This window comes from Rahnella sp. CG8, from assembly GCF_023701875.1.
Taxonomy (GTDB): Bacteria; Pseudomonadota; Gammaproteobacteria; order Enterobacterales; family Enterobacteriaceae; genus Rahnella; species Rahnella aceris.
In genome coordinates this window covers 169,926-193,260 of record NZ_JABAED010000007.1, presented here as the reverse complement: position 1 = coordinate 193,260, position 23,335 = coordinate 169,926, and the positions used below count along the sequence as shown (strand labels likewise).

General features: G+C 55.4%; 21 protein-coding genes. 12 read left to right on the top strand and 9 right to left on the bottom strand.

Features of this window, described 5'->3' with window-relative positions:
• Window positions 1-29 precede the first annotated feature (29 nt).
• Window positions 30-1,694, top strand: coding sequence for a methyl-accepting chemotaxis protein (locus tag HGO41_RS09410; RefSeq protein WP_015690260.1), 1,665 nt, complete (start codon window positions 30-32; stop codon window positions 1,692-1,694).
• A 76-nt stretch (window positions 1,695-1,770) separates the two neighbouring features.
• Here HGO41_RS09410 and ybfE read toward each other — a convergent pair whose 3' ends face one another.
• A complete protein-coding gene (gene ybfE, locus HGO41_RS09405) occupies window positions 1,771-2,052 on the bottom strand; it encodes a LexA regulated protein (protein ID WP_015690259.1) in 282 nt (93 codons plus the stop codon).
• Between the two features lie 261 nt (window positions 2,053-2,313).
• Entirely contained in the window at window positions 2,314-3,096 is a 783-nt protein-coding gene (ybfF, locus tag HGO41_RS09400) for an esterase (RefSeq protein ID WP_131638939.1), read from the bottom strand.
• A 241-nt stretch (window positions 3,097-3,337) separates the two neighbouring features.
• On the opposite strand from ybfF, the gene seqA reads away from it, so the two are divergent.
• From seqA to HGO41_RS09385, 3 genes are all read left to right on the top strand, one after another.
• The gene (seqA, locus tag HGO41_RS09395; RefSeq protein ID WP_037037064.1) at window positions 3,338-3,892 is read left to right on the top strand and encodes a replication initiation negative regulator SeqA; all 555 of its coding nucleotides are present in this window, start codon (window positions 3,338-3,340) and stop codon (window positions 3,890-3,892) included.
• A 24-nt stretch (window positions 3,893-3,916) separates the two neighbouring features.
• A complete protein-coding gene (gene pgm, locus HGO41_RS09390; RefSeq protein WP_013576463.1) occupies window positions 3,917-5,560 on the top strand; it encodes a phosphoglucomutase (alpha-D-glucose-1,6-bisphosphate-dependent) in 1,644 nt (547 codons plus the stop codon).
• A 183-nt stretch (window positions 5,561-5,743) separates the two neighbouring features.
• Entirely contained in the window at window positions 5,744-6,460 is a 717-nt protein-coding gene (locus tag HGO41_RS09385; protein WP_013576462.1) for a PadR family transcriptional regulator, read from the top strand.
• On the opposite strand, the gene kdpE is transcribed toward HGO41_RS09385, so the two are convergent.
• From kdpE to HGO41_RS09355, 6 genes are read right to left on the bottom strand one after another with little or no spacing between them, the layout of a single operon-like run.
• Window positions 6,450-7,139 carry a two-component system response regulator KdpE gene (gene kdpE, locus HGO41_RS09380; RefSeq protein WP_013576461.1) on the bottom strand — a complete coding sequence of 230 codons (690 nt, stop codon included), beginning with the start codon at window positions 7,137-7,139 and terminating at the stop codon, window positions 6,450-6,452. The two genes, HGO41_RS09385 and kdpE, sit on opposite strands and share 11 nt — an antisense overlap.
• Window positions 7,136-9,832 carry a two-component system sensor histidine kinase KdpD gene (gene kdpD / locus HGO41_RS09375; protein WP_013576460.1) on the bottom strand — a complete coding sequence of 899 codons (2,697 nt, stop codon included), beginning with the start codon at window positions 9,830-9,832 and terminating at the stop codon, window positions 7,136-7,138. The genes kdpE and kdpD overlap by 4 nt, the downstream gene beginning before the upstream one ends.
• Before the next feature lie 18 nt (window positions 9,833-9,850).
• Complete coding sequence (gene kdpC, locus HGO41_RS09370; protein WP_173362110.1) at window positions 9,851-10,429, bottom strand: potassium-transporting ATPase subunit KdpC; 579 nt, start codon at window positions 10,427-10,429, stop codon at window positions 9,851-9,853.
• A 33-nt stretch (window positions 10,430-10,462) separates the two neighbouring features.
• Window positions 10,463-12,529: a potassium-transporting ATPase subunit KdpB gene (gene kdpB, locus HGO41_RS09365; RefSeq protein ID WP_013576458.1), complete on the bottom strand. Its 2,067-nt coding sequence runs from the start codon at window positions 12,527-12,529 to the stop codon at window positions 10,463-10,465.
• Window positions 12,530-12,572: 43 nt separating this feature from the next.
• Window positions 12,573-14,261, bottom strand: a complete 1,689-nt coding sequence (gene kdpA, locus HGO41_RS09360) for a potassium-transporting ATPase subunit KdpA (protein WP_217244060.1) — start codon at window positions 14,259-14,261, stop codon at window positions 12,573-12,575.
• A complete protein-coding gene (locus tag HGO41_RS09355; RefSeq protein WP_071823630.1) occupies window positions 14,262-14,351 on the bottom strand; it encodes a K(+)-transporting ATPase subunit F in 90 nt (29 codons plus the stop codon).
• Window positions 14,352-14,760: 409 nt separating this feature from the next.
• Here HGO41_RS09355 and HGO41_RS09350 point away from each other — a divergent pair, with 409 nt between their 5' ends.
• The 5 genes from HGO41_RS09350 (at window position 14,761) to HGO41_RS09330 (ending at window position 19,341) form a co-directional block, all read left to right on the top strand.
• A complete protein-coding gene (locus tag HGO41_RS09350) occupies window positions 14,761-14,967 on the top strand; it encodes a YbfA family protein (protein WP_013576456.1) in 207 nt (68 codons plus the stop codon).
• 181 nt (window positions 14,968-15,148) lie between these two features.
• Entirely contained in the window at window positions 15,149-16,102 is a 954-nt protein-coding gene (locus HGO41_RS09345) for a YbgA family protein (protein ID WP_112151674.1), read from the top strand.
• A 21-nt stretch (window positions 16,103-16,123) separates the two neighbouring features.
• Window positions 16,124-17,554, top strand: a complete 1,431-nt coding sequence (phrB, locus tag HGO41_RS09340) for a deoxyribodipyrimidine photo-lyase (RefSeq protein ID WP_250980981.1) — start codon at window positions 16,124-16,126, stop codon at window positions 17,552-17,554.
• A gap of 33 nt (window positions 17,555-17,587) precedes the next feature.
• Entirely contained in the window at window positions 17,588-18,571 is a 984-nt protein-coding gene (locus tag HGO41_RS09335; protein ID WP_119261851.1) for an MBL fold metallo-hydrolase, read from the top strand.
• Window positions 18,572-18,597: 26 nt separating this feature from the next.
• Entirely contained in the window at window positions 18,598-19,341 is a 744-nt protein-coding gene (locus HGO41_RS09330) for a type 2 GTP cyclohydrolase I (protein WP_013576452.1), read from the top strand.
• Here the strand turns inward: HGO41_RS09330 and HGO41_RS09325 are convergent.
• Window positions 19,338-20,768 carry an MFS transporter gene (locus HGO41_RS09325; RefSeq protein WP_013576451.1) on the bottom strand — a complete coding sequence of 477 codons (1,431 nt, stop codon included), beginning with the start codon at window positions 20,766-20,768 and terminating at the stop codon, window positions 19,338-19,340. The two genes, HGO41_RS09330 and HGO41_RS09325, sit on opposite strands and share 4 nt — an antisense overlap.
• Window positions 20,769-20,992: 224 nt before the next feature.
• Here HGO41_RS09325 and pxpB point away from each other — a divergent pair, with 224 nt between their 5' ends.
• Genes pxpB through pxpA form a run of 3 tightly spaced genes read left to right on the top strand, consistent with a single transcriptional unit; the run spans window position 20,993 to window position 23,308 of the window.
• Window positions 20,993-21,658, top strand: coding sequence for a 5-oxoprolinase subunit PxpB (gene pxpB, locus HGO41_RS09320; protein ID WP_013576450.1), 666 nt, complete (start codon window positions 20,993-20,995; stop codon window positions 21,656-21,658).
• Window positions 21,652-22,581: a 5-oxoprolinase subunit PxpC gene (gene pxpC / locus HGO41_RS09315; protein ID WP_112198161.1), complete on the top strand. Its 930-nt coding sequence runs from the start codon at window positions 21,652-21,654 to the stop codon at window positions 22,579-22,581. Before pxpB ends, pxpC begins: the two co-directional genes overlap by 7 nt.
• Window positions 22,571-23,308 carry a 5-oxoprolinase subunit PxpA gene (pxpA, locus tag HGO41_RS09310; protein ID WP_112198160.1) on the top strand — a complete coding sequence of 246 codons (738 nt, stop codon included), beginning with the start codon at window positions 22,571-22,573 and terminating at the stop codon, window positions 23,306-23,308. Before pxpC ends, pxpA begins: the two co-directional genes overlap by 11 nt.
• The last annotated feature ends 27 nt before the right edge of the window (window positions 23,309-23,335 follow it).

The following is a 23,335-nucleotide window of genomic DNA, read 5'->3' as shown; positions in this document are numbered from 1 at the left end:
AAACAGACATGTTTCGAGAGAGGCATATCGTGCAGTTTTTAAAAAATATCACCATCAGGGCCGCTTTATTAACCATTCTTGGCATCTTTTGCGTCATGTGGGCAGGTGTTTCCCTTTACACCGTCACCTCACTGGACACACTGACCCAAAATACCAAAAATAGTACCGAGCTGGTCAACAATATGGCGCTGATCAATAAAGGAAATGATCAGTATTTTCGTACCGTGACGCGCCTGAGCCGCGCCGTGGCACAGCTTCAGGCCGATCCGTCAAAAGGTCCGGAAATTTTTGATACCGCCAAACAATCACTCAGCGGGCTGACGCAGGCTCTGGCCAGTTTTAAAGCGGCACCGCATCCGGGGCTGGAAGATTCCTCCGTGCAGGAATTAATCACCAGTTGGGAAAATCTGATCACGCAGGGCGTCACGCCATTGTTCGACGCAGCCCGCAGCAAAAATACGGAGTCCTATAACCAGCTAGCCAATTCCACCGTGCCTGCACTGAGCCGCAGCTTTGGCTCATCAATGGAAAAAGTCAGCGGTCAGATCGCTGTCGATTTTGATGCGGCACAACGGCAATCCACCCATCTGACGTCATTTAGCAAAGTGATTCTGCTGACGGCATTTGGTATCGGGCTGGTGATTTTATTGCTGACTGACCGTTATCTGGTGATGGCGCTGGTGAAGCCGCTGGATAAAATCCGCGGTCACTTCGCGGTGATCGCCAGCGGCGATCTGACGTTTTATCTGGAAGAATTCGGTAAAAACTGCGCCGGTAAGCTGATTCCGTTGCTGAACGAGATGCAGTTGAGCCTGGTCAATACCGTTCAGACCATCCGCAACTGCACCAATCACATCTATCAGGGCGCGTCAGAAATTTCAGCCGGGAACAACGATTTGTCTTCCCGTACGGAAGAACAGGCGTCGGCGCTGGAAGAAACCGCTGCCAGCATGGAAGAACTGACGGCTACCGTTAAACACAATGCCGATAACGCGCATCACGCCAGCCAGCTGGTGATGGAGGCTTCCACCACCGCGCAGAAGGGCGGCAACATCGTGGCAGACGTGGTCAGCACCATGAAAGATATCTCCGGCAGCTCGAAGAAAATTGCTGAAATCACTTCTGTGATTAACAGCATCGCTTTCCAGACCAACATTCTGGCGCTGAATGCTGCCGTCGAAGCGGCACGTGCGGGCGAGCAGGGGCGCGGTTTTGCAGTGGTTGCCAGCGAAGTGCGCAATCTTGCACAACGCAGTGCGCAGGCGGCGAAAGAAATCGAGCAGCTCATCAGCGAATCGGTTTCCCGCGTCGACAGCGGTTCGAAATTGGTTGAAAACGCCGGTCAGACGATGAATGAAGTGGTGCGCTCAATTACGCATGTCACTGACATCATGGCGGAAATCGCCTCTGCATCCGATGAGCAAAGCAAAGGAATCAGTCAGGTGGCGGTTGCCGTCACAGAAATGGACAGCGTCACACAGCAGAACGCCGCGCTGGTAGAACAGGCGTCGCAGGCTGCAGTATCACTGGAAGAGCAGGCTTCATTGCTGAACAATGCCGTTGCTACGTTCAAACTTAAAGATAGCGTGACGAGCGTCGGTTCACGTCCGGGGAAGTCAATTTCCGCACCGTTATTGCGTCCGGATACCAGCATGCTTTCGGCGAAAAGTGCTGAAAACTGGGAAACGTTCTGAGCAGGAAAACGTGAATTAATATGGAATAAGTAAGAAAAAACAAACGGGTAGCCTGAGAGGGTTACCCGCTTTTCAATCAGCCTTCATGACCGTTAAGATGCGACAGCAGCATCTCTTCAATCAATTCGCTACGACTGATATTGCGTTCTTCTGCCAGCTTATTGAGCATATCAACAGCATCGGCATTCATTTTCAGCTCCACACGACGCAGGCCGCTCGCTTTATCGCGGCGTAACTGGTTGCGCTTATTGATCCTGAGCTGTTCATCACGGGATAGCGGATTTGTTTTTGGACGCCCCGGACGACGGTCATCTGCGAACAGATCAATCGTCGTGCGATCCAGTTGTTCTTTTGCCATAGGTAGCGGTACAACCAGGGAAGTTTTTACATCGGAAAACCGCAAGCCGGTTCCTGACGAGCGTTTCACACATTTCGGGCTAAGAAACCCTGACCCAATTCACCTCCCGCGACTCACTGTGAGTAAACGGGGCGGCAAAATTATAGCGCGCAATCATACACTGGCGCACCAGGGGTTCACAACGCCTGATTACCCTGATTTCATGATAACTTCTTAAGTTGTGCAGACTTTTTGCACAATTTATCCCCAGGATGTTAAACCTCAGGCCGCATCGATGAAACGGTGCACCGCGCGCAGTACTGCATCGGGTTTTTCCGCGTGCACCCAATGACCGGCTCCCGCCACCACATGCGCTTTGGCCTGCGGAAATTGTCGGGCAATCGCGTCGCGATATTCATCCTGCACATACGGCGATAGCCCGCCACGGATAAACAGCGCCGGGTGATCCCACGGAGGCACGTCTTCCCAGCCGGTAATAGTTTCGTATTCACTGAGCAGCACCGGCACGTTAAAGCGCCATTCTCCCTGCTGGAACGATTTCAGCAGGAACTGGATCACGCCGTCTTCCTTTATATACGTGCGCATACATTCGGTAGCGGAGGTACGGTCGCGGAGTCCTGCCTCGGTCACGGCATTAATCGCCGCAAAAATCTCATCATGGCGACGCACGTGATAATCCACCGGCGCGACATCAATGGCGATCAACTTTTCGATACGGTCGGGGATCAGTGCCGTCAACGCCATCGCCGCTTTCCCACCCATTGAATGGCCGATCACAATGACTTTTTGGAAACCAACAGCTTCCAGCGTTTCCACTAAATCCTGCGCCATGGCGGCGTAAGACATTTCATCAGAACGTCCTGACTGGCCGTGATTACGCAAATCCACCTGTAACACGTTATGCTGTTGTCTCAGGTCCCGGGCCAGAATGCCCAGATTATCAAGGGTGCCGAACAATCCGTGGATGAGCAAAACCGGCAGTGCAGTGCTGTCAGCGACTTCAGATTCTTGCAGGCGATAATGTAATTTCATAGAGAAGTTCATACAGATAAACAATCTCATTAGGTTATCATGACTTGCGGATAATTTTTTAAAACAGAAAGTTTCTGCCAGATGCCTGAGCGGGATTTGACTACCAGGAGCAGAACGGGCCGGAGCCTGCATGCAGCAAAATCGGGAAGTTGTCTGGATTTTACTTCGCGGCGCAATTCCTCTGTTTGTTACTGCGTAGAAATTTGTATAATCCTTTCGAATGAATTAAGTAGAAAAACAGTACTGGATAAAGATGAAAACTATTGAGGTTGACGAAGAACTCTACCGCTACATTGCCAGCCACACGCAAGCAATCGGTGAAAGTGCGTCTGATATTTTACGCCGTATGTTGAAGTTTACTGCCGGTCAGACCGCTCCTGCCGTACCAGTGACCACTTCTGTTATCGCCGGAACTGTCGCGCAGGAAAAACCTGCCGCCGCCGCCGCACCGACGTCGCGTGATAAAGTCCGCGCCGTTCGTGAACTGTTGCTGTCCGACGAATACGCAGAACAGACTAAAGCGGTTAACCGTTTTATGCTGATCCTCTCGACCTTGTATACCCTGAACCCTAAAGAATTTGCGACGGCGACCGACTCTCTGACCGGGCGCACGCGGACTTACTTTGCCGGTGACCAGCAAACCTTGCTGCAAAACGGCATTCATACCAAGCCTAAACACGTTCCCGGAACGCCGTATTGGGTTATTACGAATACCAACACAGGTCGTAAACGCAGCATGATTGAACACATCATGCAGCTCATGCAGTTCCCGACGGAACTGACTGACAAAGTTTGCGGCACCCTTTAATTTCAGCGTAAGGGAGAAGCGCCAGTGGCTAATCACCCCCGTGCAGGGCAACCTGCTCAGCAAAGCGATTTGATCAATGTGGCGCAGTTAACGTCACAGTACTACGTTCTGCAACCGGATCCGGCAAACACGGCGCATGCTGTGAAATTCGGCACGTCCGGCCATCGCGGTAGCGCGTTGCGTCACAGCTTTAATGAAGCGCATATTCTGGCGATTGCTCAGGCGATTGCCGAAGTGCGTAAAGAGCAGGGCACCACCGGGCCATGCTACGTGGGTAAAGACACGCACGCGTTGTCTGAACCGGCGTTTATTTCCGTGCTGGAAGTGCTGACCGCCAATGGCGTTGATGTCATTGTTCAGGAAAACAACGGGTTTACGCCGACACCGGCTGTGTCTCACGCCATTCTGACGCATAACCGTAACGGCGGCGCGCTGGCGGATGGCATCGTCATCACGCCTTCGCACAACCCACCGGAAGATGGCGGCATCAAATATAACCCGACCAACGGCGGTCCGGCGGATACCAACCTGACCTCCGTGATTGAGAAACGTGCTAACGCATTGCTGGCCGCGAAACTGACAGGTGTGAAACGTCAGTCTCTGGATCTGGCGTGGAAAAGTGGTCATCTGACAGCGAAAGATTTGGTTCAGCCGTTTATCGAAGGGCTGACCGACATCGTTGATATGGCTGCGATTCAGAAAGCGGGTCTGAAACTGGGTGTGGATCCCCTCGGCGGTTCCGGTATCGAATACTGGAAACGCATCGCGGAGCATTACAAACTGGATCTGACGCTGGTGAACGATGAAGTCGATCAGACTTTCCGTTTCATGCATCTCGACCACGACGGCGTGATCCGTATGGACTGCTCGTCCGAATCCGCAATGGCGGGTCTGCTGGCGCTGCGTGATAAATTCGATCTGGCCTTTGCTAATGATCCTGACTATGACCGTCACGGTATCGTGACGCCTGCGGGTCTGATGAACCCGAACCATTATCTGGCGGTGGCGATTCAGTATCTGTTCCAGCACCGTCCGCAGTGGGGCAAAGACGTTGCCGTCGGTAAAACGCTGGTCTCAAGTGCGATGATCGACCGCGTGGTGGAAGATTTGGGCCGTAAACTGGTGGAAGTGCCGGTTGGTTTCAAATGGTTCGTTGATGGTTTGTTTGACGGCAGCTTCGGTTTTGGTGGCGAAGAAAGTGCAGGGGCTTCTTTCCTGCGTTTCGACGGCACGCCGTGGTCTACCGACAAAGACGGCATCATCATGTGCCTGCTGGCGGCGGAAATTACTGCCGTTACCGGTAAGAACCCGCAGGAACATTACAATGAGCTGGCTGCCCGCTTTGGCGCACCAAGCTACAACCGTATTCAGGCACCTGCGACTCATGCGCAGAAAGCCGCGTTGTCTAAACTTTCTCCTGAACAGGTGAAAGCCGACACGCTGGCCGGTGACCCGATCACCGCCCGTCTGACCAACGCACCGGGCAACGGCGCGTCCATCGGCGGCCTGAAAGTGATGACCAAAAACGGCTGGTTCGCGGCCCGTCCGTCCGGTACAGAAGAAGCTTACAAGATTTATTGTGAAAGCTTCCTCGGTGCTGAACACCGTGAGCAAATCGAGAAAGAAGCGGTAGAAATCGTCAGCAAAGTGCTTGCCGACGCTAAATAAGCCGTTCTCTGCTTCTCATCAAAGGCGCTGATTATTCAGCGCTTTTTTTTTGTCCATTTTTTGCCGGAAGTTCAGACATCAAAAAGAGTTATCTAAATGCGTTTTTCGGCTTGCCAGTTTCTGAAAACCGATCTAGTTTAGATATATCGAAATAATTCGATATATCTAAATGGGACATAAATTATGTTTAGCAAAATGTTTGAAGGCCGCCATCGCGGTCACGGTAGCCGGGAAGAAGGGCATCGCGGCCATTGCCGTCATGAATCAGAACGCAGTGATCACAGCGAGCGTCACATGTTACGCCGTGATGGCCGTCATCGTGGAGAAGACCGGGGTGAGGAAGGGCGTGAACATCGCGGGCGTGGCGATGGTCGTCGGGGTGGTCGTGGCGAGCGCGGTGTACATCGTCTGTTCGAACACGGTGATTTACGCCGCGTCCTGCTGGCGCTGGTGGCGAAAAAACCGAGCCATGGTTATGAGTTGATCAAAGCGATTGAAGAGGCATCGTCAGGTCTTTACGTACCAAGCCCTGGCGTGATTTATCCGACGCTGACGCTGCTGGAAGAGCAGGATTTCCTCGAGCCTGTCGCCACCGGTAATGGCCGGAAAAGTTATCAGATCACCGAAGCCGGTAAAGTGGAACTGGCGCAACATCAGGCGGTGGTTGATGTGATTTTTGCCCGTCTGGCTGGCGCGCAGCGTCCGCGTGAAAACAACCTGGCAGAGGGCATTCATGAGTCGATGCACCGCCTGAGGCATGCACTGCGCGGTAACATGATGCGTGCGGATTTAACGCCGGAACAGGTGGTGCGGGTGAGTGCGATTTTGCAGCAGGCTGCAGAAAGTCTGGAAGCCGAATTTGCCGAAACCAAACCGCAGACTGACGAACCTAAGGCATAAAGCGATAGCCCACGCCGGTTTCGGTCAGTAAATGACGTGGCCGGGTGGCGTCGGCTTCCAGTTTCTGGCGCAAATGCCCCATGTAGATGCGCAGATAATGGCTGTGTTCGACGTAATTCGGGCCCCATACGTGGCTCAGTAACTGACGCTGAGTAATGACTTTGCCGCTGTTCGCCAGCAGTTCGGCCAGCAGACGAAACTCAATCGGCGTCAGATGACAGTCATCACCGTTACGCTGTACGCGCCGGTTGATCAAATCTACCGTCACATCAGAAAACGTCACCAGCGGGCTTTCCTGCGCGCTGCCCGTATGGCGGCGCAGGGCCACACGAACCCGCGCCAGCAGTTCACCGACGCCAAACGGCTTGGTGAGAAAATCATCGGCACCGGCATCCAGCGCGGCAATTTTGTCTTCCTCACGGGTGCGTGCCGACAGCACAATAATCGGGATGGCGCTCCAGTGGCGCAAATCACGAATATACGTCAGGCCGTCACCGTCTGGTAAACCGAGGTCGAGAATAACCAGATCCGGTTTACGTGTGCCGGCCTCAATCAGCCCGCGTTGCAGTGTTTCACTTTCAAACACCCGCAGGCCTTCCGCCTCCAGTGCCGTACGCACAAAGCGGCGGATCTCTTTTTCGTCTTCAACAATTAAAATATTTATCGGGGATGCGCTCACGATACCTCGTCGATGTCTGATTCCATGTCACTTTCCATCTCCGGCGATGCCTCGAGCGGCAGCCTGAAACGAAAACGCGCACCGCCGTTCGGGCCATTTTCCGCCCAGATCCGTCCGTCGTGCACCTCAATAATGGCACGACAAATCGCTAATCCCAACCCCACACCCGGAATGGCGGATTCTTTATTACCGCGGGCGAATTTTTCGAAAATGGTGTGCTCGGCGCCAGCCGGAATACCAGGGCCGTTATCCCAGACTTCCATCTCCAGCCATTCATCCAGCGGCGTGGCTTTAATGCCAATTGTCGCACCGGTTCCGGCATATTTATGGGCATTTTCCAGCAAATTGATCAGCACCCGTTCAATCAGGCTGGCATCGCAGTTAACCAACACCATTTCCTTCGGCAAATCAATTTCGATGTTGTCGTGCGCCAGTACGGGTTCGAGCATCCGCAATGCGCTGCCGGTGATTTCTTCCACTGACTGCCACTCTTTGCGCAAATTAAATCCGCCGGACTGAATGCGCGCCATATCCAGCAGATTATTCACCAGCCGCGTGGTGCTCAGCACCTGCTGGCGGATCTGGCTGGCCTGCGGTGCGTGCTTCGAGCCCTCCGACGCCAGATCCAGCGTAAGGATTTCCGCCTGCCCGAAAAGCACCGTCAGTGGGGTACGTAAATCGTGGGAAAGCGCTGAAAGCAGCGAGTTGCGCAATTGTTCGCGTTCGGTTTCCAGCCGTGCCGTTTCCGCGCTGGCAGCCAGATGCAGACGTTCAAGCGCATTGGCAATCAGCACGGTAAAGGTCTGCAACAGACGCTGCTGTTCCGGCACTAACAACTGACGGATATTCGGCGGTTCGACCGCCAGCAGGCCGCGTGATTCGCCGGATGCAATCAGCGGCAGAAGCTGGTACGGCACGCCGGGCAGGGTATCCGTGCCCGCACCGGCTGGCAATTTTTTGTCGAAACTCCAGCGGGCGATAGCGTCATCCACCACAATCGAGGTGATTTCACCCGCAGGCTGCGCCAGTTCACCGTTCTCCTGTGGCAGCAAAATGGCAGTTTTGGCATTCAGACTGGAAGAAATAAAGTGGCGGCTGGTCTGTGCGATGGCTTCCGGCGTCAGCGACTGACTCAGCCCTTTGGACATTTCATACAGATGCTGCGCACGCTTTTCACGGTGACGGGCGATACGCGCCTGATAACGCACCCCTGCTGTCAGGTTCCCGATCAGTATGCCGACAGTCAGCATCACGCCGAAAGTCACCAGATATTGCGCATCAGTCACCGCCAGCGAGCCACGGGGTTGCACGAAAAACAGATCAAAGCTGATGACGTTAATCACCGCCGCCAGCACAGACGGCCAGCGGCCATAAAACAGCGCGACAATCACCACGCCGAGCAGATACACCATCACCAGATTGGCCTGATCGAACGTCGGCACCAGCCATTGCGACATCACGGTGATCACCGCGCACAGCGCCACGGCCAGTGCACAGCCCCACAACTGGCGACTGAAGCGATCAGCAAACGTGCGCGAGTCCTGCTCTTTGCGCAGGGGCGTGACCGGTGCATCTTCCAGCCCGACGACGATTAAATCGAGGTCGGGCGCGATTTCCGCCAGCTTATCAGCAAAACTGGCGCTGAATTTCCAGCGCTTTTCACGGCGTCTGCCGGTCATGATTTTGCCCAAACGATGTTCGCGGGCGTAACGCAAAATCGCCTGTTCCTCCTGCGGATCGGAGAGCGTGGCAGTTTCTGCCCCCAGTTCCTGCGCCAGTTTCAGGGAACGCAAAATGGCGCGACGCTGACCTTCAGGTAAACGGTGCAGACGCGGGGTTTCGACATACACCGCGTGCCAGACGCAACCGAGGCGCGCTGCCAGGCGGGAGGCGACGCGGACTAATTTCTCATTGCCGCCACCGTGACCGATACACAGCAACAGCGCATCGCGGGTATGCCAGACACGGCTGATGCCCTGATCATCGCGATATTCGCGCATCTGATCGTCCACCCGGTCGGCGGTACGACGCAGGGACAGCTCGCGCAGGGCAATCAGATTGCCTTTGCGGAAGAAGTGTTCGATGGCGCGTTCGGCCTGACCGGGAATATAAACTTTGCCTTCTTTCAGGCGCTGACGCAGGGAGTCGGGGGGTAAATCCACCAGCACGACTTCGCTGGCGCCATCAAACAGGCGGTCGGGAACCGTTTCACGAATAATGATGCCGGTGACGCCGCTGACCACATCGTTCAGGCTTTCCAGATGCTGAACGTTCACGGTGGTAAATACATCGATACCGGCATCGAGTAACTCTTCGACATCCTGCCAGCGTTTCGGATGGCGCGAACCGGCAGCATTACTGTGCGCCAGTTCGTCCATCAGGATCAGGGCAGGGCGGCGGGCCAGCGCAGCATCGAGGTCAAACTCCTGCACCTGACGTCCGCGGTGTTGAATGCGTTTCGGCGGTAACAGAGAAAGCCCCGGCAACAGCGCCTGTGTTTCCTGCCTGCCGTGGGTTTCCACCACGCCAACCAGCACGTCGAGGCCGGTGGCGCGCAGGCGCTGCGCCTCCTGCAACATGGCAAAAGTTTTACCGACGCCCGCGCAGGCACCGAAAAAGACTTTCAGTTGCCCGCGTGGCTTCTCGTTGGCGAGCGCCAGCAGGCTGTCGGGATCGGGGCGATCTTCTGTCATATCATCCTGTGAGGTTGGTTAATGGGTTTTCAGTTCATCCAGCGCCTGATTCAGGCCGAGCACATTAACGACGTCGGGGCCAAGGTAACCAATCAGCGGTGATGATGTATTATCATCAATCAATTTATTCACTTGCGCCAGTGGCAGCCCGCGTGCGGCAGCAATGCGCGGAGCCTGCCATTGTGCCGCTTCCACTGAAATCTGCGGATCCAGTCCGCTGCCGCTGCTGGTCACCAGATCCACCGGCACCGTTGCCGGGCTTTGCGGATTGGCTTTGCGCAGCGCTGCCACGCGGTCTTTCACTGCCTGATCCAGCGCCGGGTTACTGGCCGCCAGATTACTCCCTGCCGACGCCATCGGGTTATACGGCGAATCGGAGGTGACGGACGGACGGCCCCAGAAGTAATCATTACGGGTAAAATTCTGCCCGATCAGTTCTGAGCCAATCACTTTATTGCCGCTGTCTTTAATCAGCGAACCCATCGCCTGCGGGCGAAATACCAGCTCTGAAACGCCGGTGGTCAGCAGTGGATAAACGACGCCGGTTGCCAGCGTCAGCAGAACTGTCATCACCAGAGCCGGACGCACATAGGACATTCTTGTAACGGACATAATGGTCTTCCTTAAAAATCAGCTCAGATGTAAAACGGTCAGGATCACGTCTATCAGCTTGATACCCACAAACGGCACCAGCAGCCCGCCCGCACCATAAATCCACAGGTTACGGCGCAACAGGGCGGCGGCACTCATGGCTTTATAGCTCACCCCTTTCAGCGCCAGCGGGATCAGGAACACAATCACCAGGGCGTTGAAAATGACCGCCGACATAATGGCCGAAGACGGCGACGTCAGGTGCATCACGTTCAGCGCATTGAGTTGCGGATAGGTTGCCGCGAACGCCGCCGGGATAATGGCGAAATACTTCGCCACGTCGTTGGCAATACTGAAGGTGGTCAGCGAGCCGCGTGTCATCAGCATTTGTTTACCGATATGCACCACTTCAATCAGCTTGGTCGGGTTGGAGTCGAGATCGACCATGTTCCCGGCTTCCTTCGCTGCCTGCGTCCCGGAGTTCATCGCCACCGCGACATCGGCCTGTGCCAGCGCCGGCGCATCGTTGGTACCGTCGCCGGTCATCGCCACCAGACGACCTTCTGACTGATACTGACGAATCAATGCCAGTTTGGCTTCCGGTGTGGCTTCCGCCAGAAAATCATCCACGCCCGCTTCGGCGGCAATCGCGGCGGCGGTCAGGCGGTTATCCCCGGTGATCATCACCGTTTTAATGCCCATTTTGCGCAGCTCGGCAAAGCGTTCCTTGATACCGCCTTTGACAATATCTTTCAGCTCAACCACGCCCAGTACTTTAGCGCCTTCTGCTACCACCAGCGGCGTGCCGCCTTTACGCGCCACGGTTTCCACCAGCCCCTCGACGGCTTTCGGGAAGGTACCGCCGTTGGATTCCACATGGCGACGGATAGCGTCAACCGCCCCTTTACGGATGCTGCGGTCACCGACGTTGACGCCGCTCATGCGGGTTTGCGCGGAGAAGGGCACGAAGGTTGCATTCAGCGAATGAATATCGCGTTCACGCAGGTTAAAGCGCTGCTTCGCCAGCACCACAATACTGCGGCCTTCCGGCGTTTCATCAGCCAGAGAGGATAACTGCGCGGCATCGGCCAGTTCCTGTTCCGTCACCTGCGGCGCGGGCAGGAACTGCGATGCCTGGCGGTTACCGAGCGTGATGGTGCCGGTTTTATCCAGCAGCAGCACATCCACGTCACCGGCGGCTTCCACCGCACGGCCGCTGGTGGCGATGACGTTCGCTTCCAGCATGCGGCTCATACCCGCCACGCCAATCGCCGACAGCAAACCGCCGATGGTGGTCGGGATCAGACACACCAGCAGGGCGACAAGCACGGTGACAGTCACCGGAATACCAGCGTGACTGGCGTCAACACTGAACAGCGAGAACGGATACAGCGTGGCGGTAGCCAGCACGAACACCAGCGTCAGCGCCACCAGCAAAATCGTCAGCGCCACTTCGTTTGGCGTTTTGCGGCGTTTCGCACCTTCGACCATCGCAATCATACGGTCGAGGAAGGTATCGCCTGGGTTCGCCGAACATTCGACCACCAGCCAGTCTGACAAGACGCGCGTCCCGCCGGTGACCGAGGAGAAGTCGCCGCCGGATTCGCGGATCACCGGCGCAGATTCACCGGTAATGGCGCTTTCATCCACCGACGCACCGCCGATCAGCACTTCACCGTCGCATGGCACGGTATCGCCTGCTTCGATCAGCACGTAATCGCCTTTGCGCAGGGTATCGGCGGCGACTTTAATCACCGGCGATTCAGGGCGTGGTTCGTAGATTTTTTTCGCCCAACTGGTTTTCTGCACGCCTTTCAGGCTCTGCGCCTGCGCCTTGCTGCGGCCTTCCGCCAGTGCTTCGGCGAAGTTGGCGAACAGCACGGTAAACCACAGCCACAGCGACACGCTGCCGGTAAAAGCCGCGCTGCCGTCGGTCCGGTGCAGCAGAATTGCCAGCCAGATCAGTGTGGTCAGAATGCTGCCCAGATACACCACGAACATCACCGGATTGCGCCACTGAACACGGGGATCCAGTTTTTTCACCGAATCCAGCAGGGCAGTGCGGATCAGACGGGGTTCAAATAACGCACGTTGTTTACGACTCATCTTTTTAGTCTCTATATTCATCAGTTCAACGAGTTACGCAGCATTACTGTGCTGACCAGACCTGCAAATGTTCTGCCACCGGTCCCAGCGCCAGCGCCGGAATAAAGGTCAGTGCACCGACTAACAACACGGTACCGACCAGCAGACCGATGAACAGCGGGCCGGATGTCGGCAACGTGCCGTTGCCTGCCTGCTGGCGTTTTTTCATCACCAGAGAACCGGCAATCGCCAGCACCGGAATGATGACGCCGAAGCGGCCGAAGAACATACAGGCTGCCAGCAACAGGTTGTAGAACGGCGTATTGACGCTCAGCCCGGCAAACGCACTGCCGTTGTTATTGGCGGCGGAAGACACCGCATACAGCACTTCACTGAATCCGTGCGCGCCGGGGTTTAAAATGCCTGCGCGACCGGCGTCGGTGACCAGCGCCAGTGCCGTGCCGAGCAGCACCAGCGTCGGTGTCACCAGGATTGCCAGCGCGGTCATCTTCATATCGTAAACGTCGATTTTCTTACCGAGATATTCCGGTGTACGGCCAATCATCAGCCCGGCGATAAACACCGTCAGCAGTACAAACAGCAGCATGCCGTACAGGCCGGAACCCACGCCGCCGAACACCACTTCGCCAATCTGCATCAGCCACATCGGCACCATACCGCCGAGTGCGGTAAAGGAATCGTGCATGGCGTTGACCGCACCGCACGAGGCCGCAGTAGTGACGACGGCGTACAGGCTGGAGGCCAGAATGCCGAAGCGGCTTTCCTTACCTTCCATATTAAAATTGCTGCTGGCGCCAAGTGCCATGAAGTGCGGATTGCCTTTGAGCTCGGCGTACATCACTACCACGACCGACACCACGAAAATCACCGACATCGCCCAGACCAGCGCGTGCCCCTGACGGTTATCGCCGACCACGCGGCCAAAAGCGAAGCACAAGGCACAAGGGATAATGAAGATCGCCAGCATCTGCACCATGTTGGTCAGTGCGGTCGGGTTCTCAAACGGATGGGCAGAGTTAGCACCAAAGAAGCCACCACCGTTGGTGCCGAGCATTTTGATCGCTTCCTGCGAAGCCACCGGCCCCATAGGTAAGGTCTGTTGCAGGCCTTCCAGTGTGGTGATGTGCTGGTACGCTTCGAAGTTTTGCAGTACACCCTGACTGACGAAAAACAGTGCCAGCAGGAAAGCCACCGGCAGCAGCAGATACAGTGTGATGCGCCATAAATCCGTCCAGGCATTGCCGATGGTGTGTGCTGAAGGGCGTGCAAAGGCGCGGATCAGGGCAAACGCCACGGCGATACCGGTCGCTGCGGAGAGGAAGTTTTGCACAGTCAGCCCGACCATCTGGCTGAGATAGCTCAACGTGCTTTCGCCGCTGTAAGCCTGCCAGTTGGTGTTGGTCACGAAACTCACTGCGGTATTAAAGGCCAGATCCCATGACAATCCGCCGAAATGCTGCGGGTTCATCGGCAATACGCCTTGCGCCATCAGCAGCGCCATCAGCACGATAATGCCCAGAATGTTAAATACCATGATCGCCAGTGCATACTGCCACCAGTTCATTTCAGCATTGCTGCTGCCAGACGTGCGTAAAACACCGTTTTCTATGCGCTGAATAAATGCGCCGGGCTGTCCTTCAATCAGTTGAGCAATAAAGTTACCCAGTGGTTTTGCCAGCAGCAAAAGCACCAGCATAAAACTGGCAATCAGTAAGAATCCGGTTGCAGCCATTTAAAAATCCTCCGCATTCAGCAGGGCATAAACCAGATAGCCGAGCAGCAGAAGAACCAGTAATGCGCCGCAGATTACGCCAACACTCACAATCCACCTCCACAGGTGTGTTTTTATGTTGTGGCGAGAATAAGGAAAGGCGGGAAAAGATCCTGAAAAGAAAGCGTTCCTGCGTGTAAAAAAAGTATAAAAATTCCTTCGTCCTTAAAGCCACAGCGGCGTTACCTGCGCTCACTAACCCGAATCACTGACCTGAGTCCGCTCATCGGGATGCTTTCGCCTGCTGCCTTGCTGTTACTCCAATGACTTAGGAATTGGTGGTTAACCTGGGTTACGTATTTATTTAACCATTTTGTAACTCAATTACAGCAACAGGCCAAAATTGGCGAAAATTTACACTTTAAAGTGGTCAGATGAGTAGTAAAATTTCATCAATTGCAGTATATTTTTCACAACTTACAGTTTCCGAAAACTTTCCAAATTGCACAGGAGCAACGCGATGAATGATTACACGCCATACACAATGACCCGCATACTGGCCCGCCGCGCTTTTGTTATCGCTGCCGGTGTTCTGGCCCTGCCGGTCATGCTGTTCCGCGCTGACCGCGCCCGTTTTTACAGCTATTTACACCGTGTCTGGATGAAAACCAGCGATAAGCCGGTATGGCTGAGTCATGCCGAGATGGCGACCCAAGACTTTTACTGATTTAGCTCTCTCCCCTGCGAAGGGGAGGAGCCAGAAACCCCGTTCCCCGCGGGGTTTTTTATTGCCTGTCGATAAACTTGTACAATATTATTTTTATGTATAACTTGTGCTAAAGTTATACATAAGGGTGATGAATCAATGCCACCTCTTACTTTCCTTTCTGGGACACAAGGCGCCGACAATGACGAAAACAATTCCGATTGGTATCAGTGCATGCCTGCTGGGTGAAAATGTCCGCTTTGATGGCGGGCATAAGCGTCTGGCGTTTGCCGTAGAGCAACTGGCGCCTTATGTGCGGTTCGAGCCGATCTGCCCGGAAATGGCGATAGGCTTACCGACGCCGCGTCCGGCGCTGCGTCTGGTGAAAATGGATGACAGTATCGTGATGCGTTTCAGCAATGACGAGAGCATCGACGTCACCGAAAAGATGCAGAGTTACGCCGAAAAACGCGTGGCGCCGCTGACCGGCCTTTGCGGTTATATCGTCTGTGCAAAATCCCCGAGCTGCGGGATGGAGCGGGTGCGGGTGTACAGCGCTAACGGTAAAGATGCCAAAAAAGCCGGTATCGGGATGTATACCGCCGAGCTGATGAAACAGCATCCGTGGTTGCCGGTGGAAGAAGATGGCCGGTTAAACGATCCGGTGCTGCGGGAGAATTTTGTTGAGCGCGTTTTTGCGCTGTTTGAACTGAACCAGCTTCGCGAAAGTGGCCTGACGCGCGGCAAACTGATGGCATTTCACAGCCGTTATAAACTCATTTTGCTGGCCCATTCTCAGCCGGAATATCGTGAGCTGGGGCGCTTTGTGGCTGCGATGGCAGAGTGGGATTCCCTTGAGGACTACTTCACTGAATACCGGTTACGGCTGATGAACCTGTTGCTCCACAAAGCCACGCGCCGCAATCACACCAACGTGCTGATGCATGTGCAGGGGTATTTCCGCAAACAGCTGAGTTCGCCGCAGCGTCAGGAACTTGCGGGCCTGATCGACCGCTATCGCCAGGGCATGCAGCCGTTGCTGGCGCCGATCACCTTGCTCAAACATTACATGTCGGAATACCCGGATGCCTATCTGGCTGACCAGCGTTATTTCGAGCCTTATCCGGAAGCTTTAAAACTTCGATACGGACATTAATACGGATATATAAGGGAAAATATGACCACGCATTTAGTCTGGTTCCGTAATGACCTGCGGATAACCGACAATCGCGCGTTGCATGCTGCCTGTGAAGACCTGCAGGCGCGTGTTATTGCCGTATTTGTTGCCACGCCCGAACAGTGGAAACAACATGAAATGGCACCGCGGCAGGCGATGTTTATTTATCAACATCTTCAGGCGTTACAGCATGTGCTGGCTGAGCGTGGCATCGGTCTGCATTACCACCAGTGTGATGATTTTGCCGACAGCGTGGCTTGGCTGAAAGATTTCTGCAAAACCGAAAAAGTGGATGCGCTGTTTTACAATAAACAGTATGAGTTCAACGAGCGTCAGCGTGATGCGGCGCTGGAGAACGCGGTCAGTGAATCGGTCATCTGCCACGCTTTTGACGACAGTCTGCTGCTGCCGCCGGGTTCGGTAATGACCGGCAATAATGAAATGTACAAGGTTTATACGCCTTTTCGCCGCGCGTTTTTATCCCGCCTGACCGAATCTGACAGCCGTTCGCAGCCTGCGCCACAGGCGCGAGAAAATGCTGAAAAAGTGGTGACACACCGGCTGATGCCGTTCGATTATCCGCTGGCGGATATCGGCGATCATTTTGCGATTGGCGAGGAAGCCGCGCGCAACCGGCTGCGCAGTTTTTGTCGTGAACAGGTGCAGGATTACCTCGAACAACGTGATTTACCGGCGGCCGACGGCACCAGTTCGCTTTCGCCGTATCTGGCCATTGGCGTGCTTTCGCCGCGCCAGTGTCTGAACCGTCTGCGCGCCGAATGCCCGGACGTGCTGGAGAAAACCGACGGCGGCGCGTTCGGCTGGCTGAATGAGCTGGTGTGGCGCGAGTTTTACCGCCATCTGATCGTCGCCTGGCCGAAACTTTGCAAACATCAGCCGTTCGTTGCATGGACTGACAACGTGCGCTGGCGTCATGCGCCCGATGATTTGCAGGCGTGGAAAGACGGGAAAACCGGTTATCCGATTGTAGATGCGGCTATGCGTCAGCTGAATGCGACGGGCTGGATGCATAACCGTCTGCGTATGATTGTCGCCAGTTTTCTGGTGAAGGATTTACTGATCAACTGGCGTGAAGGCGAACGCTATTTCATGTCGCAACTTCTGGATGGTGATCTGGCCGCCAACAACGGCGGCTGGCAGTGGGGTGCCTCGACGGGGACTGACGCCGCGCCGTATTTTCGTATTTTCAATCCGACGACACAGGGCGAACGTTTTGATAAAGCCGGACGCTTTATCAAAGCCTGGGTGCCTGAACTCGCGGATGTGCCGGAAAGAGACATTCATCAACCGCATCGCTGGGCGGAAAAACATCATCGCGTGCTAGACTACCCGCTGCCGGTTATTGATCACGCGCAGGCGAGAAAAGACACGCTCGCGGCGTTTGAGGCGGCAAAAAACCGGTCAGACTGACTTTACTCTCTCACCACGACAAGGAGCGATGTGATGAAAAAATACCTGCTGGCGATGATGCTGGCATGCTGGGCGGGGCAGGCCAACGCGGGATTTGATGTTGTGGCGCTCGGCGTGAACGGCGGCGTCGAAGAAGGTAACCTCACCTCCTATCTGATCCGAAGTGACGATCAAAAACTCTATCTCGGACTGGATGCCGGTTCTGTTTTACCGGGCATCCGCAAGGCGCTGGAGAAAGGCAGTTTTCCGCAGGTTACCGCCGAAAATGCCGCACCGCTGACCCCGCAGGGCGCGGTTTTCCGTAACCTGATTGGCGGATACTTTATCAGTCACGGTCATCTCGACCATCTTGCAGGGTTGATTATCAGCTCGCCGGAAGACAGCAAAAAACCGATTTACGGCATGGCCGATACCATTGGCACGCTGCGTCAGCATTATTTCAATGGTCGCGTCTGGCCGAACTTTACCGACTCCGGCAGTGGTTTACGTATCGGCACCTATCGCCTCAACCAGCAGCGTCCGGCACAGAGATTTTCTCTCGGGCTGACCGGTCTGGACGGCATTATTTATCCTCTGAGTCACGGCGGTACGCCATCCAGCATGATCCTGGTCAGCCGCAATAATCAGTCTTTTGCCTTCTTCGGCGACACCGGCCCGGATGAAGTCGAGAAATCAAAAAATCTCGATACCGTGTGGCGCGTGCTGGGCGATGAAGTGAAAGCACAACGGCTGAAAGGGCTGATTATCGAAACGTCGTATCCCGATGGCGTACCCGACAGCAAACTGTTTGGGCATCTGACGCCGGACTGGCTGCTGAAAGAGCTGGGAACGCTGCAACAATACGCCGGTGGCGAAGGTTCGCTGAAAGGCCTGACGGTGATTATCAGCCACGTTAAACCCAGCCTGAAAGCCGGGGCAGATCCTGAACAGGCGATCATGGCGCAGCTGGAAAAAGGGAATAATCTGGGCGTGAATTTTGTCAGGATGGCGCAGGGTGATAAATTAGAGATCAAGTAGACCATCCATTAATAACGAGAAACGCCATGAATAATCTCCAGCTTGAAAAGCTGATTAATCAGAAACTGGATATCAGCAATTACAAAGATTACGCACCGAACGGATTGCAGGTTGAAGGGCGTCGTGAAGTGCAGCGCGTGGTGACCGGCGTGACGGCGTCGCAGGATCTGCTGGATGCCGCGATTGCTGTCGAAGCTGATGCGGTTCTGGTGCATCACGGTTATTTCTGGAAAGACGAACCGGCTGAAATCCGCGGCATGAAGCGTAACCGTCTTAAGACGTTGCTGGCAACGGATACCAATATGTACGCCTACCATCTGCCGCTGGACGGCCATCCGGAGCTGGGGAATAACGCGCAACTGGCGAAACTGTTCGGTATCGACGTGCAGGGGGAAATTGCCCTGCTGTTGCCGTGGGGCGAGCTGGAAAAACCACTGACCGGTGAAGCATTCCGCCAGCGCATTGAAGTGACGCTGGATCGCAACGTGCTGCACAGTTCACAGAATGCACCTGCCGAAATCCGTCGCGTGGCATGGTGTTCCGGTGGCGGTCAGGGCTACATTCAGAAAGCCGCAGAATTTGGCGTCGATGCCTTTATCAGTGGCGAAGTGTCTGAACAAACCATTCATATTGCCCGTGAAATGGGCCTGCATTTCTTTGCCGCAGGCCATCACGCCACCGAACGTTATGGCGTGAAAGCGCTGGGCGAATGGCTGGCAGCGGAACACGGGTTAGACGTCATGTTCATCGACATCGACAATCCTGCCTAATTTTTCTTTTCGACCGTCTCTTCAGAAACGTTGTCTTCCAGCAGGGTGAACGCCCGCTGTAATCCGGTATCCACTTCGGGGTCTGCGCCCTGCGGTGGATACTTGCTTTCTTCTTCCTCTGCGGCTTCGCTTTCCTCAACCTGCGGTTCCACCACGTTTTCCGGTGCGGGCATGGTTTCCTGAATCATCTGTTCGTCAAACGCCGGGTTTAGCGCAGGCGAGAGCGGGGAACTGCTCAGGCTGTCCGGCATGGCGATGTGCGGAACCGGTGCATCGACCGCCATCTGTGTTTCTTCTTCCTTTTTCGACGTCCGGCTCAGTGCCACAATCCCGGCACCGCACAGGGCAAAAAACGCATACAGGATATTGCCACCCAGCGGTTCGATCAGCGCGCCGACCGCCAGCGGGCCGATACAGGCGCCGACGCCAAAAGCCATCAGCAGACAGGCTGAAAGCGAGACGCGACGCTCCGGTTCGATCATGTCATTGGCGAGTGCGACGATCAGCGGGTACAAGGTGAACTGCATCAGGCTGACGACAAAACCAATGGCGAGCAACAGCGGGAATGAGATGTGGCTGAACAACGCCAGTGGCAGGGCAGTAACGGCCAGCAGGATGGCGTTTATGCGCATCAGCATGTTGCGGTTATAGCGGTCGGAAAGCCAGCTGAGCGGGAACTGTGCCAGCAGCCCGGCGAAAATCGCCAGCGCCATAAACAGACCGGTTTGTTGTGTGCTCAGCGATTGCTGGCTGGTGTAAATCGGCGCCAGCCCGTAGAACGAACCGACGACCATGCCAATCAGCAACGTGATAGCCAGCACTTTGGGGATCGCGCCGATAAAGAATTTCAGTTCCATCGGCGCTGGCGACATATGGCCGACGTTGGTGCGTGTAGTCAGCGCAATCGGCACCAGGCACAGGGCAAAACACAAGGCAATAACGATAAGCGTACTGACGCCTAAATCGCTGTTGAGCATCAGTACGACCTGACCAAGCGCCATCCCGAGATAAGACGCCACCATATAAAAGCCGAATACCACGCCGCGCTGACTGGCTTCGGCCTGATCGTTGAGCCAGCTTTCCAGCACCATATATTGCACCATCATGCATAAGCCGATGATCAGGCGCAGCACCACCCAGACCGGGATGATGTCAGTCAGGCCATGGCCCAGCACGGCGGCGGTGATAATGCCGGAGCAGGAAACGTAGGCACGAATATGGCCGACGCGGGCGATCAGGATATGGCCGACTTTGCCGCCGATCACCAGCCCGATGTAGTTGGCTGCGATGATCGCCCCGATCATCGCGCCGCTGACATGAATCGCGGAAAGACGCAGGGAAATGTAAGTCGTCAGCAGGCCGGAACCCAGTAACATCAGTAATGTCGTGGTGTAGAGCGGAAAAAAGAGTGCTAATGGTTTTCTCACAGGCCATCCCTATTGTGTAACGAAGGCGTTATCCAAACGCTAAAAAACAGCAACGTTTCTGAGAGTAGCAGTTGCAGGCGGCGGGCGAAACCTCCGTCGCCTGCGCAAAGAGGCAGATGAGTTGACATCAGCACTCTGTTTCACGCATAACTGATAACAAATCTCACGCTATTGATTCGATGAATAACCCAATGATCCACAACCCTTCTTTAAGGAGTGCCTGAGTGCAACGAGCACGATGTTACCTGCTGGGCGAACGCGCGGTAGTGCTGGAACTTGAACCCCCGGTATCACTGGTAAGCCAGCAACGGATCTGGGGGCTGACGCAACGTTTACAGGATCGCGCCGCGTATCCGGGCGTGCGTGAAGTCATTCCCGGCATGAATAATCTGACGGTATTACTCTCCGAGGCGCAAAGTTCGGCGCTGGATGCCATTGAGCGTCTGCAAAACTGGTGGGAAGAAAGCGAAGCCATCGAGCCTGAATCGCGGCTGATTGAAATTCCGGTGATTTACGGGGGTACGCAGGGACCGGATTTGGACAACGTGGCGCGTCATACCGGCATGACGCCGCGTCAGGTCGTCGAATGTCACGCAGGTGCTGATTACATCGTCTATTTTCTCGGTTTCCAGCCCGGTTTCCCTTATCTGGGCGGCATGCCTTCGACACTTGCCACGCCACGTCACGGCGAACCGCGCCTGTCAGTGCCTGCGGGTTCGGTTGGCATTGGCGGCAGTCAGACAGGTATTTATCCTCTTGAGACACCGGGGGGCTGGCAACTGATCGGCCAGTCGCTCATCGCGATGTTTGATCCGCTGCGGGAACAGCCGACATTATTGCTGCCGGGCGACAGCGTGCGTTTTGTGCCACAGAAGGAGGGCGTATGCTGAAGGTTTTACGCGCCGGGATGTTGTCCACGGTGCAGGATTTAGGCCGCAATGGTTACCGCCAGCAGGGCGTCAGTCAGTCCGGCGCGCTGGATGCCCCGGCGCTGCGGTCTGCCAATCTGCTGGTTGGCAATGACGAAAATGCGGCTGCGCTGGAAATTACCCTCGGTCAGTTCAGTGCCGGGTTTCACCGCGAAGGCTGGATCGCGCTGACCGGCGCCGGTTGTCACGCACAACTTGATGGTAAAGAGGTGTGGACCGGCTGGTGTTACGAAGTGAAACCGGGGCAGGTGCTGACTCTGAAAATGCCCACCCGCGGCATGCGCAGCTATCTGGCAGTTTCCGGCGGCATCGATGTGCCGGAAGTTATGGGATCACGCAGTACCGATCTGAAAGCCAAATTCGGCGGTTTCCACGGGCGTCCGTTGCAGGATGGCGATATGTTGCCCATCGGTGATTCGTTCCGGCAACCGCAAAAAACCGGTGGCATTAAACAACTGCTGTTTGGCAACCGCATTCGTGCATTGCCGGGGCCGGAGTATCAGGAATTCAGCGAGAAGTCGCGCGATGAATTCTGGCGCGCCGCCTGGCAGCTCAGCCCGCAAAGTAACCGTATGGGATACCGTCTGCACGGGCATACCCTGAAACGCGAAACTGACCGTGAAATGCTGTCGCACGGCTTATTGCCGGGCGTGGTGCAGGTGCCACATGGTGGCCAGCCGATTGTTCTGATGGCCGATGCTCAGACCACTGGCGGCTATCCGCGTATTGCCTGTGTTATTGAGGCGGATTTGTATAATCTGGCGCAAATCCGCCTGGGCGAACCGATTCATTTCGTCAAATGCACACCGGAAGACGCGCAGAAGGCCTTACGTGAGCAATCACTCTTTATCGAACAGATTAAACGGGGGCTGCATGGTTATTGATCTTAACGCCGATTTAGGCGAAGGCTGTGGGAATGACGAGGCGCTGTTGCAGCTCGTCAGTTCAGCCAATATCGCCTGCGGATTTCATGCCGGTGACGCGCAGACCATGCAGCAATCCGTGCGCCGGGCGCTGAAATACGGTGTGGCGATTGGCGCGCACCCGAGTTTCCCTGATCGGGAAAATTTTGGCCGCACCGCCATGCAACTCCCTGCCGAAACCGTGTATGCGCAGGTGGTGTATCAGCTGGGTGCGCTGGCTGCCATCACCCGTGCGGAAGGCGGACACATGGTGCATGTAAAGCCGCACGGCATGTTGTACAACCAGGCAGCAACCGACGCCGTGCTGGCGGATGCCATCGCCCGAGCGGTACATGCGGTGGATCCGGCATTGCGTCTGGTCGGGCTGGCGGGCAGCGAATTAATTCGTGCTGGCGAACGCCTTGGCCTGCAAACCCGTCAGGAAGTGTTCGCTGACCGGCGTTATCAGAACAACGGATCACTGGTGCCGCGCACTCAGCCGGATGCGATGATCGAAAGCGACGAACTGGCGTTGGATCAGACATTGTCGATGATACAGCAACAAAAAGTGCTCAGCCGCGAAGGTGTCTGGGTGCCCGTTAATGCGGAAACTGTCTGTCTGCATGGTGATGGTGAGCACGCGCTGACGTTTGCCCGCCGGTTGAGGCACGCGTTTGCTGAACAGGATATTCAGATCAGCGCAGGCTGATTTTTGCAGAATCTGAGGAGTACCTCT